The following is a 13,312-nucleotide window of genomic DNA, read 5'->3' on the forward strand; positions in this document are numbered from 1 at the left end:
GGTGCCATGAGCTATCGGCAGTGGCGCACCATCGAGCTTCCCGACGTCCGCCTCGAACTCCTCGACCGCGCCTCCGGGGATCCGCTGCTGCTCATCCCGACGGCGCTCACCGCCGACGAGTTCGAGCCGGTCGCGGACCGGCTCGCCCGCTCCGGCCGGTACCGGGTCCTCACCCATCGCCGACGCGGCTACTCGGCGCTCAGCCCGCAGACTGGTGTCCCCTCGGTCGGCCGCGACGCACTCGACTGCCGGCGCCTGCTCGAAGCGGTGGGCGTCCGGCGCTGCCATGTCGCCGGACTCTCCTACAGCGCGGCCGTCGCCCTCGAGCTCGCCCGCGCGGCACCCGGCCTCGTGGCCTCGCTCACGCTCCTCGAGCCGCCCCCGCTGTTCGTCTCGAGCACCCCCGAGTTCCTCGAGGCGAACGAGCGACTGATCGCGGACTTCGCCTCCGCCGGCGGGGCAACGGCGCTCGACGGCTTCCTCAGGCGGTTGATGGGCGACGACTGGCGCGAGGCGTACGAGCGCCTCCTGCCCGGGTCGGTGGCGCAGATGGAGCGGGACGCCGCCGCCTTCTTCACGGCGGACGCCCACGCCCTGCTCGCCTGGCGGTTCGGCGACGACGAGGCGCGGCACATCCGCTGCCCGGTGCTCCACATCGGCGGCACCCGCAGCGGCACCTGGTTCGCCGAAGTGCGCTCGCAGCTCCTCGCCTGGTTCCCCTCGGCGCGCGACGTCAGGGTCGAGGGCGCCGACCACTCGCTCGCCCTGACGCACCCCGACGACATCGCGACCGCGATGGACGCCTTTCTGCGGGATCAGCCGCTCAGCGGCTCGGCGCGTTGAACCGGGCGCATCCGGAACGCGAGCCGCACGTGGGGCAGCTCGTCGCGCGGCACGACCACGGTGAGCAGCCGGTCGCCGAGGTCGGCCCCGAGGCCCAGGACGTGGGGGTCGGTGTCGATGCGGATCCCCGGCACGTCGCTGCCGTCGAGACGGATCGGGACGTCGCGCTCGATGTGCCGCTCGGTGACCGCGCCGGTCAGCATGCCCGGAAAGCGGCCGCGGACGCGCTCCTCGCGGAACACGTTCATCACGACGTAGTTGACGTGGGCGACGAGCTCCTCCTCCACGGTGCGGAGTGCGAGCGGGCCCGGGAAGCAGGTGGTGCGCACCGCCTCCCACAGACTCGGATAGCGGCTCGCCTCCCGCATCCGGAGGAACCACTCCGGCGCCGGCTCGGGCAGCGGCAGCTCGAGCTCCGCGGCCTCGACCACGGAGAGCTCACGGAGGTTGCGCGGGTCGGCGCGGTCCTCCGGATGGCGCCACAGCAGATAGGTGAGCGAGGCGGCCGCGGCCATAAGCCGCCCGTTGCGCGTCTCGGTGGCCTGGCTCACGCTCAGCTCCTCGAGGGACGGCTGCTCCTCGAACCCGATCAGGCGCACGGGGAACACGGCGGCCACCTCGTCGGGGGTGGGCGGGGCCGGCAGGTCGACGAGCCGGCGGCTTGGATCGACGTACATGCAGGGACTCTGGTCGCACTCGCGCCCGGTCACAAGCGCCGGACGGCGGTGGGGCGCATTCAGCCGACCGCCCGCGGCCGGCGTCGCCCGTTCGCGTACTGCTCGAGAGCGGCGAGCGACTCCTGCCAGGAGCCGAAGCAGCCGCACACCGACGGAGCGGGATTGAGTGCCAGCACCTCGTAGCCGTCGTCCCGCCGCTCGATGTAGCCGAGGATGCGCCGCGCGTCGCCCTCGTCGATGCGACCGTCGCAGATCCGCCACTCGCATCGACTGAGCGCGACGATCTCGAGTGGGATGTGCTTGCTGTGGTCCACCTCGGCCACCTCCTGATCCCCGAAAGGTAGGTCGCGCTAAGCAATCAGGACGAGGGGATTGACTTTCCGCCGAGCGCCCTCTCACGGGGGCGCGAGGACGCTACAGTCCGAGGACCATGTCGACGGAAGCTGAAGCCCGCAACGCACCGCATCGCCCAGCTGAGCGTCGAAACCGCGTCCGCCGTCGCGCGCTGCGAGCGCGCGTCCTTCTCAGCGGCGGCACCATCCTGATGCTGGCCGGGTGCGTGATCGCCGGGCCGGAACCCGGAGCGGTGGCCGAGCGATCGAGGGAACATGCGAGCCCCCTCGAACTGGCGCAACTCGCCCTCGACTCCTACTTCGATGCCGCGGACGGCGCATCTGCGGGCACGGACTGGAAATGGGCGGTCTACTTCCTGGGTCTGGAATCGGTGCGGGAGGCGACGGGGCGCGCGGAGTACGCGGACCGCATCCTCGCCTGGGGCAAGCGCAACGGTTGGGACCCGTCCGTGCCGGATACACCGACCTCCAACCCCGACAATCGAGCCGCGATCCAGGTATGGCTCCAAGCCGACCGCGCCGGGCTCCCCGTCGAACTCGAGGCCGCCGCCGACCTGATGGCCGAGGATGCCACCGCACCCGCCTCGACCTACTGGTGGATCGACTCCCTATTCATGGGACTGCCACTGTGGCCGATGTGGGCTGAGCGGAGCGGCGACAGCGGAGCCGGTCGGAGGTCGGCCGAGTTCTACGATTTCCTCAAGGAAGATGCGGTGACGAAGTGGCGCCCGGAGTGCACCCCGGGTGGGCTTTTCGATGAGACCGAGAACCTCTGGTGGCGGGACTGCCGCTATGTCGGAGAACGAGACGAACTCGGGAACAAGGTCTTCTGGTCACGGGGCAACGGCTGGGTGCTCGCCGCCATGGCCCGCATGGTAGAAGAACTGCCCGCGCCTGGGCCGGAGCGAGCGGAGTACGCGGCCATGCTGCAGCGGATGGCGGCGCGACTCGTGACGCTACAGGGCGAGGATGGCCTGTGGCGATCCAGTCTTCTGAGTCCGTCGCTGTTTCCGGAGCCCGAAACGAGTGGCACCGCGCTCATGCTCTACGCCATCGCGTCGGGCGTCCGAGGAGGGGTGTTGGACGAGGCGGTGTACCGCCCGGCGCTGGAGCGTGGATGGGAAGGCCTCGCCTCGGCAATCGACGACTCCGGCTTCGTGTCCCACTGCCAGGCCGTCGGCGAAGCTCCGGGGCCGTCCAGCACGACGGAGTCGACTCCGTTCTGCGTAGGCGCGGTCGCCCTGGCTGCCGCCGAGTATCACGCTCTGAAGGCGCGGCTGTGAGATCGCAGCTTCAGGACAGTGTCTTGAGCGGGGCGTCGGAGCTCAATACGAATCCGCGACCTTCCCCGTCGGTGCACTTCGCGCCGACGCTGGCGGATAGGACGCATTCGAAGTCACCGGCGACGTAGCGCACATCCCGCTCGAGCCGCTCGCCGACTTCCGGCACAGTTGAGACACAAGGAGTCGAGACACCGCTGGCATCCAGGGCGACCGCCACCGCAACCGCGCTCTCCGGGCACCGAGCCTGAGGAGACCCGTCATAGGTGACCGCCCGCACCGCACACTGCACTGCGTCCTGGTCGAAGTGACACCAGAGATTGCCAGACGCGCTCACGAGATCCACGGGTCCCGCCGCCACGTCGATGACCTCCACGGGCAAGGTCGGCGTCGGAACAGGCGCGGGCGTGGCCGCGGGGCCGGCAAGCGATGCCTGCGCGAACAGCGCGGACAGGGTCCACGCTCCACCCGCGATCACGAGCACCGCAGCGACGGCGGCAGCGGCGATCAGGCCTAGCCGTCGTCGACCGACTGGGAGCGCATCCGCGGCCGGGGTCGACGACGTGGGAGGCGGGGGCAGCAGACCGGACGGTGCCGGCGGCACTGCCAAAAGCGGCGCCGGCGGCAGCACAGGCGGCGAGGGCGAGCTGGCTCTGCCTACACCTGCCTTGCGAGTTGCCGGAGGCAGGACTTCCGCCTCCGACTGCTCGCGGACGCCCCCTGAAGCTGGCGCTGAGGAAACGGCACGGGGAGTCTCCCGTTCGACCTCGAGAACCTGCGCGGGAGGGGCAGCCGAACCTGCGGCAGGAGGGGCCGGGGGCATCGGGACATTCCCGCCCTGTGCGGCAGCGGTCCCATGAGGTCCGCCCGGCGCAGCCGTAGCGCTCCCTGGAAAGAGCGGCGGCGCGACGAGCGGGGGCGGGACGACCTGCGGCCGCCGCTCGCCCTTTGCGGTCGTGATTGCACTGACATCAGCGGGAAATACCGGAGGCGAAGCAAGAGGCGCGGGGATGGCCGACGCTGTCGTGGGACCGACGACATCTCCCTCGAGCACCGGATGGTCCCCCGACCCTGCGCCCGGAAAGCGAGGAGGAGCAGCGGGCGGCGGAGGAGGCACCGGCAGTGCTCGATCCTCCCTGCTCTCGACTTCCAGTGCGAAGGGCCTTTGTGAAGCTGCGTCGATCACAACGGCAGCGCCACACGCGGCGCAGAAGTTCGCTCCCTCGAGGAGCGGGGAACCGCAGTTATGGCAATAGCGAGACGGCATGAAGCATTTCCGGGTGGCGGCGTGACAGTCGGGTAATCGCAAACACTACAGGCAGACGGACGCTTTTACTTCCCGCCGTTATCACTGCTACTTTCTTCGCACCCGCATATCTAGGAGTTCCCCAATGGCGTCCACCCCCACGCCTTCCTCTTCCGTCCCATCCGGCTGGTACCAGGACCCTGCTGAACCGGCTCAGCAGCGCTACTGGGACGGCTATTCATGGACCGATCACATCGCTCCGATACCTGACACCGCTTCCGACTCGCAGGAGTCGTCATCACTGAAAACCGACGTTTCTGCCGCTCCTGCAGTGCGAATATCGAGACGGAGGTGGGTGGTCATCGCCGGCACCGCACTGATTGCCCTTCTCCTGGCCACGGGGGGCATGGTGTGGAAGACGACCAGCGACGCAGCAGCAGCGGAGGAGGCGCGAGAAGTGGCGGCGGCTGCCGCGGCGGCGGCGGAAGCACAACAGAAGGCCGAAGCTGAAGCGCGGGCCCGCGACGACCAGGAGCGAAAGGACGAGGCGGAGCGAGCAAGTCGCCGCGACGCTGTTCCGGGAATCGAGGCGAGCGTCAAGAAGATGGCCGAGGAACACGTCGCCGAGGGCATGATCGACGGGGCCATCATCGATGTCACCTGCTCTCCCGTCGGTGGCGGATCGACCGATGACCTCACAGAGCAAACGACGGTATTCGACTGTTTCGTGGCCAACGAGGACAACGGTGACGGCACCATGAGCGGCTTCTCGTACAACGCGACTATGAACTGGTCCACAGGCTCGTACACCTACGGTTTCGGCTCCCCATAGGGGCGGAATCTCCCTTTCTGCATTGTCATCGCCCTCTGCTTCCCTACGCCGTGCAACCGAAGGACGCCATGTCAAATCCCACTGAACAACCGATCCCGGCCGGTTGGTACCAGGACCCCCAAGCGCATCAGCAGCAGCGTTACTGGGACGGCTCCGCCTGGACGGAGCATGTGGCACCGATTCCGCGACTGCCCGCACCTTCCGCCTCTGAAGCACCAAGCGCCGTACCGGGGGTCACAGCGACGCCTGCGGAGACTCCCGTCGCCCCGTCACCCCGCGCGCTTTCGGCTGGAGTGCCTAACGGCCTCGGGATCGCGGCGCTGGTCGTGGGCGCCGTGGGACTCGGGCTTTCGTTCATCCCTCTCATAGGCGGACTCGGAGGCTTCATCGCGTTCGTAGGTCTCGTCCTCGGAGTCGTGGCCCTGTTCCTTCGAGGCCGACGCAAGGGCATCGCAGTTGCGGGCACGGTCGTCTCGGGAATCGCGCTGGTCCTGTCCATCGCAATGGGGCTGTTCTACACCGCCGCCTTCGTCGCCTCGGTTGACCAAGCGGTCGAGGACCGCGCGCCGTCCGTCGTCGAGCCGGAGGATCAGGCAGCAGGCGCTCCCGCAGATGACACGGCGCCGCCGGCCGAGCAGGTCGATGAGGCCACTGCAGGAAGCCGTGAGAACCCGAGCGCATTGGGCACCACCATCTCCGTCGAGGGGGGTGACGGCGTCGATTGGGAGATCACTCCGACGTCTGCGCTCCTCGATGTGACCGCTCAGGTGAAGGCGGCCAACACCTTCAACCCCGATCCCGCCCCCGGCAACGTCTATGCGCAGCTCAACGTCCACGTGAAGTACGTCGGGCCCGACAGCGGAAGCCCGTCCGAGCTCGTCTTCACCTACGTCTCCGACGAAGGACGCGAGTACAACGGGTCGTTCGTGGTGATGGACGGACAGCTCAGTGACGTGTCCGAGCTGTTCTCCCCCGGCGAGGCAGACGGATCGGTGATCATCGAGATTCCCGCCGACGGCGCGGATCAGGGTGTCTGGGGCGTCGAGTACGTATGGGGCGATCCGCACTTCTTCGCCGCAGTCTGATCGACTCAGGTAGGCCCTTGCGCTGGTGCGAATGGCGGTCGCCTCCGTCGAGGTTTCCCTTCGGACCCGGAACACGGCTCTGACCTGCGGTGTTGTATTCATGGACACCCACGAGGAGGACACATGAAGGGCGACCGTGTCGAGGTCGTCGTCGATGCCGGCGGCGACACCAGGACGTACGAGATCGAGGCGACCCGGGCGGGCCGCCGGTTGGACATCACTCAGGGGCGCGGCCTCGTCGAGGTGACCGAGGTGACCCGGGGCGGAACCCCCGTGCGCACCGCGCGGTTCATGGCGAACCGGGTGATCGCGCTCGTCGAGCATCCCGCGACGCAGGAGCCGACCGCCGAGGAGATCGTCACCCTGCGCCGCGCCGCGTGACTCTCGACGACCTGCCCCGCCGGGCGGTCGTCGTGCTCGTCGGTGCGCCGGCGTCGGGGAAGACGACCCTTCGCCGCCGGCTGCTGGCGGCGAAGGCGGGGCCCGACGCCGTCCTGAGCCCCGACGACGAGCGCGCTCGGCTGCGCGACCGGGACGTGGCGGCGGGCCGGGAGCCGCGGCCGCTGCAGGACTACTCGCTCGCCGCCATCCGGCGCTGCGAAGCCGACGCGGACCGGCTCCTCGCCGCCGGCCGCGGCTACCTCTACGACGCGACCGGCCTCCGCCGGCGCGAGCGGGTGCGCCACGTCGACGCGGCGCACCAGGCCGGGCTGCCGGCCATCGCGGTGCTCCTGCCCGCACTCCCCCTGCACGTGCTGCTCGAGCGCAACGCTCCGCGCACGGAGGATCGGCGAGTGCCCGACGACATCGTCGCCCGGCACGCACACCGGCGCAGCCTGCTGAGCCCCGGGCTGCTCCGCGAGGAGGGCTTCGACGAGGTGCTCGAGGCACCGGAGCTCGACGTGCCGCCCCAGTCCTAGTGCTTCGCGTCCCTCAACGGAACGATGGCGTTCTCCCAGCCCCTCCGCAGGCCGGCCTGTGCCTCCCGATATGCGGGCACTCGACGGTGGGGTGCAGCCCCTCAATCCGGAGGGGCGGGATGAGGAGAAGGAACATGACCAAGCGCAGAACGCTGGCCGTCGCCGGCGCGACCCTCGCGGCGACGCTCACCGCCGGAGGGCTCACGGCCGCGGCCCTTCCGGCGGTGGCGGAGACGGAGTCGTCGACCTCGACCGAGACGCGGCCCGAACGCGGGCCGCACGAGGCGAACGGCATCACCGAGGAGGAGCTGACCGGCGACACCGCCGACCAGGTCGAGGCGGCCGTGCTGGCCGAGTACCCGGACGCGACGATCGACCGGATGGAGACGGACGCGGAGGGCGCGGCGTACGAGGCGCACATCACCCAGGCCGACGGCACCCGCGCGACGGTGAAGCTCGACGAGTCGTTCGCGATCACCGGCACCGAGACGGGCGGGCCGGGAGGCGGCGGTCGTGGCGGCCCGCGCGGCGACGAGGAGGAGCTGACCGGGGACGTCGCCGACCAGGTCGAGGCAGCGGTGCTCGAGGAGTACCCGGACGCGACGATCGAGCGGATGGAGACCGACTCGGACGGGGCCGCCTACGAGGCGCACATCACTCAGGCCGACGGCACCCGCGCGACCGTGAAGCTGGACGAGTCGTTCGCCATCACCGGCACCGAGACGGGCGGCCCCGGCGCCCGCGGCCACGGTCCGGGCTCGGCGGACGAGGACTCGGCGGACGAGGACGCTGCGGATGACGGCACCTCGAGCTCGGACGGCAGCGAGAGCACGAGCTGAACCCCGGCCGCGGTCGGCGGGTGTGGAACCGTCCCGCCGGCCGCGGCGCCCGAGGAGCATCCCAGCCGGAAGGAGCCCCGGCGTCGCTACGCCGCCGGAGCCTCCGCGATGGTGATGACGACCTTCGCGCGGGCGTGCTCCGTCTCCAGATACCTGATGGCCTCGGGCGCCTGCTCGAGCGGGTAGGTCCGGTCGACGGCGGGGCGCACCCGTCCCGCCTCGATGAGCTCGCGGAGTTCGGCGAGGTGCTCGGCGATCGCCGGCTCCCCCGTCATCGGCACCAGACGCTGGGGCACGAAGCGCCCGGTGGCCTGCGCGGCGATCAGCCGCCCGATCGGGCCGAAGACGCTGCCGCCCGTCGAGCTGCCGCCGCCGGACAGCAGGCTGGTGCCGCCGGGCTTCACGACCCGGCGCAGGTCGCGCAGCCGCCGGTTGCCGACCAAGTCGAAGAGGACGTCGTACCGGGCTTCGGTGCGGGTGAAGTCCTCGCGCGTGTAGTCGACGACGTGGTCCGCGCCGAGCGAGCGCAGCTGGTCGGCGTTGCGCGGACTGCACACGCCGGTCACCTCCGCGCCGAGCGCCTTCGCGATCTGCACGGCGAAGGTGCCGACCCCGCCGGAGGCGCCGTTGATGAGGACCGACTGCCCGGGCCTGACCTTGGCGAGGTCGCGGAGGCCGAGCAGCGCCGTGCTGCCGGAGAGCGGCACGGCGGCGGCCTGCTCGAAGGTGAGGTTCTCGGGCTTCCGCGCCACTCGGCTCACCGGCACGACCGCGTACTCCGCGAACGCGCCGTCGGCGAGCCCCAGGTCGCCGTACACCTCGGCGCCGACCGGGAGGTCGGTCGCTCCGGGCCCGACCGCCTCCACCGTTCCGGCGAAGTCGCGACCGCGCACCGGCCGCTTGGGCCCGCGCCGACCGAAGACCTGGGGCGCCATCAGGCGGGCGATGTAGGGGTCGCCGCGCATCACATGCCAGTCGGCGGCGTTGACTGCGGCCGCACGCACCCGCACCAGCACCTCGTCCACGGCGGGAGTCGGGCGGTCGAGCTCGGTAAGGGCGAGAGCCTCGGGCCCTCCGTAGCGGCTCTGGACGATCGCGCGCATCGGTCGATCCTCTCAGGCGCTCTGCGGGACGGGACGGCCGTCACCGGAGTGGGACGACGCCGTGATCGGCGACGGCCGGAACCCGTGGAAGGTGAGGTAGATCGCGAGGAAGGACTCCCAGACGATCTCGGGAAGGGTCAGCAGCCCCGACCACACGGATGTCTGCTCGTACGCGCCGAACAGCACCGCGATCCCGGACACGAACACGACGGGCCCGCCGATCAGCCCCACGAGCGCCATGGGCCGCGGTACGAGTCCGGAGCGGTAGAGGAGGTAGCCGAGCAGCAGCCCGTTGCCGAAGCCGGCGAGCAGCCCAGGCCCGAGCAGGAACGTCCACCCGTGCAGCGCCACCAGGGCTTCGCCCGCGACGAGGAAGGCGCCGGCGTCCGCCTCGGAGCCGCCCGCGTACTGCTGACGCAGGGTGACGACGGAGAGGACGCTCAGGATGCCGACCGCGATGAGCACGGATTCGGCGATGCGCGACGCCACGTAGCCGAGCGCGACCGCCTCGTTCTGCCGGCGGACGAGGGGGAACAGCACCACCGCGGTGCCGATGTTGGCGATGCAGACGAGGATCTCGAAGAGGGCGCCGAGCGCGATCTGGCCGTCCGCGCCGGGGCCGGTGATGTATCCGGGGTCGGTGAGGATCGGGGTGTAGAGGAGCGCGCCGGGGATCGCGGCGGCGATGGTGACGGCGAAGAGCAGGCCTGTCAGAAGGGCGGTCTTGCGGGTCCTGTCCATGGGGAGCTCCGTACGGGCCGAGGGGGAAGCGGAAGGGTCAGCCGACCGCGACGGGCGCGGTCGGGACAGGAGAGGCAGGTGCGGTGCGGGAGGGCTGGGAGCAGAGCACCGCGAGAACGACGACGCCGGCGATCGGGAGGAACAGCCAGAGGGCGTGGCCCCAGCCGAAGCCTGCGTCGCGCAGGCGGCGGACGGCGACGGCGAGCGTCGGGACCAGGACGGCCATCGTCCAGAGGCCGCTGAGGCTCGGGCCGGCGGGAACGTAGCCCGCAGCGGAGGAGATCCAGAGCGGAACGGCGTTGAGCACGGCGTTGACGAGCGTGGTGAAGAGCACCCACCACCAGAACTCGGACCGGCTCGCACGGACGGTGAAGTCGGCGTACTTGCGGAATCCCGTGCGGATCGACTGCCAGAGGTTCATGATGCGCCTTTCGAAGTGGGGAGCCTTCGGTGTACGTTGTACACCTGATGCCGAAGACGATAGGTGTACGACGTACACCTGTCAAGAGGCTCTCGGCATCCCGTCGACAACAGAAGGAGGAGGGACCGCGTGACGAGTGCACAGGAGGCGCCTCGGCGAGCGCGGCTGAACCGCGACGCCGTGCTGCACACCGCCGTCGCGCTCGCCGACCGCGCCGGGATCGACGGGCTCACCATGCGGACCCTCGCGCAGGAGCTCGGAGTGGTCCCGATGGCGCTCTACAAGCACGTCGCGAACAAGGAGCAGCTCCTCGACGGCATGGTCGACATCGTGTGGAGCGAGGTCGAGCTTCCGACCAGCGACGACGGCTGGCGCGCCGGGATGCGTCGGCGGTCGGTCTCGCTGCGGGACGCGCTCTCGCGGCACCGCTGGGCGATCGGGCTGATGGAGTCGCGGATGAGCCCGGGACCGGCGAACCTACGCCAGCACAACGCGATGATGGGCTGCCTCCGCTCGGCGGGCTTCTCGTTCCGCACCACGGTGCACTCGACCTCCACCCTCGACGCGTACATCTACGGCTTCGCCCTGCAGGAGAAGACGATGCCGTTCGAGACGCCGGAGCAGTCCGGGGAGGTGGCCCAGGCGCAGCTCGAGGCGCAGGAGGCCGCCGCCGCGCTCTACCCCTACCTCGTCGAGGTGGTCGTCGAGCTCGCGAAGGCCGGCTACGACGGGAGCGCGGAGTTCGAGATCGGTCTCGACCTCATCCTCGACGGCATCGAGAAGCTCCGGCCGGAGTGGATCAGCGCCGACTGACCGCGATGCGCCGCCGCAGGCGGCCCAGCAGGTCGAAGAGGATCGCGGCGAGGAAGAACCCGACCACCACCGCTCCGGCGCTCGCGACGAGCCCCGCGTATCCCGCCGGCCCGCGCGGGTCGAGGAAGGGGTACGGGTACCAGTCGACGATCGCGCCGCGGACCAGCGAGTAGGCGAGGTAGGCGACGGGATACGCCATCCACGCGAGGAACCGCCACCAGCGGGCGGGGCGGGCGGCGGGGATCAGCAGCCAGTCGATCAGGAGCACGACCGGCATGAGCCGGTGCACGACGGTGTTGACCCACGGGGTGATCGTTCCCGCGGTGGGCAAGCCCTCGAGGAGCACCGCGAACACGACGAAGGTGACCACGAGGTAGACCGCCGCCGCGCCCCGGAGCCCGTCCCACCAGCGCGGCAGCCGCTCCCGCGGGAGCAGTCCGGAGATGGCGAGCACCGCCCCGGCGTACAGGTTCGCCTCGTTCGTGAAGAAGCTGAGGTAGTTGCCGAGGTGCAGCCCTTCGGGCAGGGCGGCTACGACGAACATGTTGATGATCACCGTCGAGAAGCCGAGCAGCCCGAGGAAGATGCGGAGCGTGCGTACCGCCGGCTGGTCGTGGTGGAGCACCGGCAGTCGCTCCTCGCTCCGGGTCAGCGCGGCGGTCGACGGTTGAGGCAGCCCCATCAGGACATTGTCGCGTCCCTTCGCGCGGTCCGGCCTGGAACGGCAGCAGTGGAGCCGCGTCGGCGCGTCGGCGGCGCGCTGCCGGACCCGACTCCTTCGTCTGCCTAAACTTGTTCCGCGCCGGCCGCCCTGCGGTCGCGCGCCGGCGCCACCGGCGCCTTCCTGAGACAGCGCGCCGCCGTGCCTAGGCTGCGCTCATCCCGCGACGGCCTTGCGGCCCGACCAGCCCGTCGCGTGCGCCCGACGTCCGCCCCGTCCCGAAGCCGCGGAGTCGTCGGGCCACTCGTCGCGCCCGGATTTCCGGCGCGCCGACGGGGGCTGTCGTGATGCACCACCTCCATGAAAGGCAATTCGTTGTTCACTCGCTCCACTCCGGGTGCGGTCGGCGCCCGGAACACGCGGCTCGCGGCCATCGCCGCGGCCGTCGCGGCCGTCGCTGGGTTCGCCGTCCTCACGCCGGTCCAGTCCGCGTCCGCCGCACCACTCGGCAGCACCTCGACGGTCCGGCTGACCGACCTGGGCTCCGACGCCACAGCCGATCTCCAGTACGTCGGCAACCAGTCCATCGGCAACAACGCAGCCGGGAACCCGAACGTGCGCACGGTCGTCCTCGTCGTTCACGGCGACGGGCGGGACGCGGCAGGCTACGCCGACAGCACGCTCAAGGCGGCCGTGTCCGCGGGCAAGGTCGGAACCACCGCGGTGATCGCCCCCCACTTCCTCTCCGAAGCCGACGGCCACAGCGGGCGGATGTACTGGACCGACGGCGGGTGGAAGATCGGCGACCCGTCGCTCGACTCCAGCCGCCTCTCCTCGTTCGACGTGCTGGACCGGCTCATCGCGCGGGTACAGGACGGCCGGTTCCCGAACCTCGATCGCCTCGTCGTCGCCGGTCACTCCGCGGGCGGGCAGTTCGTCCAGCGGTTCGCGGCCGGGTCGGACGCCGCCGGAGTCGACGAATACGTGGTCGCGAACCCGTCGTCCTACCTCTTCCTGTCCTCCGCCCGGTGGTCGGGGTCGAGGCTGCGCGAGCTGACCAGCTCGGAGAAGTCCGCCTGCCGGGACTACAACGACTACAAGCACGGGCTCAACGCCCGAAACGCCTACATGGACCGCGTGCCGGCCGACGCTCTGAAGGCGCGCTATGCGTCCCACCCGGTGACCTACCTGCTCGGCACGTCCGACACCTCGCGTGTCGACAACCTGGACACCAGCTGCGCCGCCGACTGGCAGGGCAAGAACCGCCTCGAGCGCGGACGCAACTTCTTCTCCTACGAGAAGAGCGTCTGGGGCTCGACGCCGTCCGGGCACCGCAAGGTGGAGGTCCCGAACATCGGGCACTCCTGGGCGGGCATGGTGAAGTCCAGCCAGGGCACGCAGGCGCTCTTCGGCTGACGCGGGCGCCGGAGACGACCGGTGTCCGACATCCTTCGCGATGCGCAGCGGGGGCGGCTGCTCGGCCGTTCCCCGCTCCGCG

General features: G+C 70.5%; 16 protein-coding genes and 2 pseudogenes. 10 read left to right on the top strand and 8 right to left on the bottom strand.

Going from position 1 to position 13,312, the window contains the following annotated elements:
• The first annotated feature begins 6 nt into the window (after positions 1-6).
• On the top strand, positions 7-843 hold the full coding sequence (locus J3P36_RS03645) for an alpha/beta fold hydrolase (protein WP_210505879.1): 837 nt from the start codon (positions 7-9) through the stop codon (positions 841-843).
• Here the strand turns inward: J3P36_RS03645 and J3P36_RS03650 are convergent.
• Together J3P36_RS03650 and J3P36_RS03655 are read right to left on the bottom strand one after the other, a co-directional pair.
• Positions 816-1,520: a hypothetical protein gene (locus J3P36_RS03650; protein ID WP_210505880.1), complete on the bottom strand. Its 705-nt coding sequence runs from the start codon at positions 1,518-1,520 to the stop codon at positions 816-818. The genes J3P36_RS03645 and J3P36_RS03650 overlap by 28 nt on opposite strands.
• 59 nt (positions 1,521-1,579) lie before the next feature.
• Positions 1,580-1,834, bottom strand: a complete 255-nt coding sequence (locus tag J3P36_RS03655; protein ID WP_210505881.1) for a hypothetical protein — start codon at positions 1,832-1,834, stop codon at positions 1,580-1,582.
• A 116-nt stretch (positions 1,835-1,950) separates the two neighbouring features.
• Here J3P36_RS03655 and J3P36_RS03660 point away from each other — a divergent pair, with 116 nt between their 5' ends.
• Entirely contained in the window at positions 1,951-3,156 is a 1,206-nt protein-coding gene (locus tag J3P36_RS03660) for a glycoside hydrolase family 88 protein (protein WP_210505882.1), read from the top strand.
• Between the two features lie 10 nt (positions 3,157-3,166).
• Here J3P36_RS03660 and J3P36_RS16195 read toward each other — a convergent pair whose 3' ends face one another.
• Both J3P36_RS16195 and J3P36_RS16885 read right to left on the bottom strand, forming a co-directional pair.
• Positions 3,167-3,637, bottom strand: a complete 471-nt coding sequence (locus tag J3P36_RS16195; protein WP_246854127.1) for a hypothetical protein — start codon at positions 3,635-3,637, stop codon at positions 3,167-3,169.
• A gap of 711 nt (positions 3,638-4,348) precedes the next feature.
• Positions 4,349-4,420: pseudogene (locus J3P36_RS16885) on the bottom strand (zinc-ribbon domain-containing protein); the annotation flags it as partial.
• 124 nt (positions 4,421-4,544) lie between these two features.
• On the opposite strand from J3P36_RS16885, the gene J3P36_RS03670 reads away from it, so the two are divergent.
• The 6 genes and pseudogenes from J3P36_RS03670 (at position 4,545) to J3P36_RS03690 (ending at position 8,075) form a co-directional block, all read left to right on the top strand.
• Positions 4,545-5,231, top strand: coding sequence for a DUF2510 domain-containing protein (locus tag J3P36_RS03670; protein ID WP_210505884.1), 687 nt, complete (start codon positions 4,545-4,547; stop codon positions 5,229-5,231).
• A gap of 68 nt (positions 5,232-5,299) precedes the next feature.
• Positions 5,300-5,407, top strand: a pseudogene (locus tag J3P36_RS16890) (DUF2510 domain-containing protein); the annotation flags it as partial.
• Positions 5,408-5,647: 240 nt separating this feature from the next.
• Positions 5,648-6,316 carry a hypothetical protein gene (locus J3P36_RS03675; RefSeq protein ID WP_246854128.1) on the top strand — a complete coding sequence of 223 codons (669 nt, stop codon included), beginning with the start codon at positions 5,648-5,650 and terminating at the stop codon, positions 6,314-6,316.
• Positions 6,317-6,439: 123 nt separating this feature from the next.
• The gene (locus tag J3P36_RS03680; protein WP_210505886.1) at positions 6,440-6,697 is read left to right on the top strand and encodes a hypothetical protein; all 258 of its coding nucleotides are present in this window, start codon (positions 6,440-6,442) and stop codon (positions 6,695-6,697) included.
• Positions 6,694-7,236, top strand: a complete 543-nt coding sequence (locus J3P36_RS03685) for an ATP-binding protein (protein WP_210505887.1) — start codon at positions 6,694-6,696, stop codon at positions 7,234-7,236. Before J3P36_RS03680 ends, J3P36_RS03685 begins: the two co-directional genes overlap by 4 nt.
• Before the next feature lie 134 nt (positions 7,237-7,370).
• On the top strand, positions 7,371-8,075 hold the full coding sequence (locus tag J3P36_RS03690; protein ID WP_210505888.1) for a hypothetical protein: 705 nt from the start codon (positions 7,371-7,373) through the stop codon (positions 8,073-8,075).
• A gap of 86 nt (positions 8,076-8,161) precedes the next feature.
• On the opposite strand, the gene J3P36_RS03695 is transcribed toward J3P36_RS03690, so the two are convergent.
• The 3 genes from J3P36_RS03695 to J3P36_RS03705 are packed head-to-tail and all read right to left on the bottom strand — an operon-like array spanning position 8,162 to position 10,340.
• Positions 8,162-9,178: an NAD(P)-dependent alcohol dehydrogenase gene (locus J3P36_RS03695; protein ID WP_210505889.1), complete on the bottom strand. Its 1,017-nt coding sequence runs from the start codon at positions 9,176-9,178 to the stop codon at positions 8,162-8,164.
• A 12-nt stretch (positions 9,179-9,190) separates the two neighbouring features.
• Entirely contained in the window at positions 9,191-9,919 is a 729-nt protein-coding gene (locus J3P36_RS03700) for a DUF4386 domain-containing protein (RefSeq protein WP_210505890.1), read from the bottom strand.
• A 37-nt stretch (positions 9,920-9,956) separates the two neighbouring features.
• Positions 9,957-10,340, bottom strand: a complete 384-nt coding sequence (locus tag J3P36_RS03705) for a DUF805 domain-containing protein (protein ID WP_210505891.1) — start codon at positions 10,338-10,340, stop codon at positions 9,957-9,959.
• A gap of 129 nt (positions 10,341-10,469) precedes the next feature.
• Between J3P36_RS03705 and J3P36_RS03710 the strand changes: the two genes are divergently transcribed.
• Positions 10,470-11,153 carry a TetR/AcrR family transcriptional regulator C-terminal domain-containing protein gene (locus tag J3P36_RS03710; RefSeq protein ID WP_307806938.1) on the top strand — a complete coding sequence of 228 codons (684 nt, stop codon included), beginning with the start codon at positions 10,470-10,472 and terminating at the stop codon, positions 11,151-11,153.
• On the opposite strand, the gene J3P36_RS03715 is transcribed toward J3P36_RS03710, so the two are convergent.
• A complete protein-coding gene (locus J3P36_RS03715) occupies positions 11,140-11,835 on the bottom strand; it encodes a Pr6Pr family membrane protein (protein ID WP_210505892.1) in 696 nt (231 codons plus the stop codon). The genes J3P36_RS03710 and J3P36_RS03715 overlap by 14 nt on opposite strands.
• A gap of 354 nt (positions 11,836-12,189) precedes the next feature.
• Between J3P36_RS03715 and J3P36_RS03720 the strand changes: the two genes are divergently transcribed.
• Positions 12,190-13,230: a hypothetical protein gene (locus J3P36_RS03720; protein WP_210505893.1), complete on the top strand. Its 1,041-nt coding sequence runs from the start codon at positions 12,190-12,192 to the stop codon at positions 13,228-13,230.
• The last annotated feature ends 82 nt before the right edge of the window (positions 13,231-13,312 follow it).

This window comes from Naasia sp. SYSU D00057, from assembly GCF_017916505.1.
GTDB lineage: Bacteria > Actinomycetota > Actinomycetes > Actinomycetales > Microbacteriaceae > Naasia.

Bases quoted from the DNA above. Each gene is read 5' to 3' on its own strand.
- J3P36_RS03670 (WP_210505884.1), top strand. From the start codon at position 4,545: ATGGCGTCCACCCCCACGCCTTCCTCTTCCGTCCCATCCGGCTGGTAC.
- J3P36_RS03680 (WP_210505886.1), top strand. From the start codon at position 6,440: ATGAAGGGCGACCGTGTCGAGGTCGTCGTCGATGCCGGCGGCGACACC.
- J3P36_RS03690 (WP_210505888.1), top strand. From the start codon at position 7,371: ATGACCAAGCGCAGAACGCTGGCCGTCGCCGGCGCGACCCTCGCGGCG.
- J3P36_RS03660 (WP_210505882.1), top strand. From the start codon at position 1,951: ATGTCGACGGAAGCTGAAGCCCGCAACGCACCGCATCGCCCAGCTGAG.
- J3P36_RS03650 (WP_210505880.1), bottom strand. From the start codon at position 1,520: ATGTACGTCGATCCAAGCCGCCGGCTCGTCGACCTGCCGGCCCCGCCC.
- J3P36_RS03700 (WP_210505890.1), bottom strand. From the start codon at position 9,919: ATGGACAGGACCCGCAAGACCGCCCTTCTGACAGGCCTGCTCTTCGCC.
- J3P36_RS03705 (WP_210505891.1), bottom strand. From the start codon at position 10,340: ATGAACCTCTGGCAGTCGATCCGCACGGGATTCCGCAAGTACGCCGAC.
- J3P36_RS03645 (WP_210505879.1), top strand. From the start codon at position 7: ATGAGCTATCGGCAGTGGCGCACCATCGAGCTTCCCGACGTCCGCCTC.
- J3P36_RS03715 (WP_210505892.1), bottom strand. From the start codon at position 11,835: ATGGGGCTGCCTCAACCGTCGACCGCCGCGCTGACCCGGAGCGAGGAG.
- J3P36_RS03695 (WP_210505889.1), bottom strand. From the start codon at position 9,178: ATGCGCGCGATCGTCCAGAGCCGCTACGGAGGGCCCGAGGCTCTCGCC.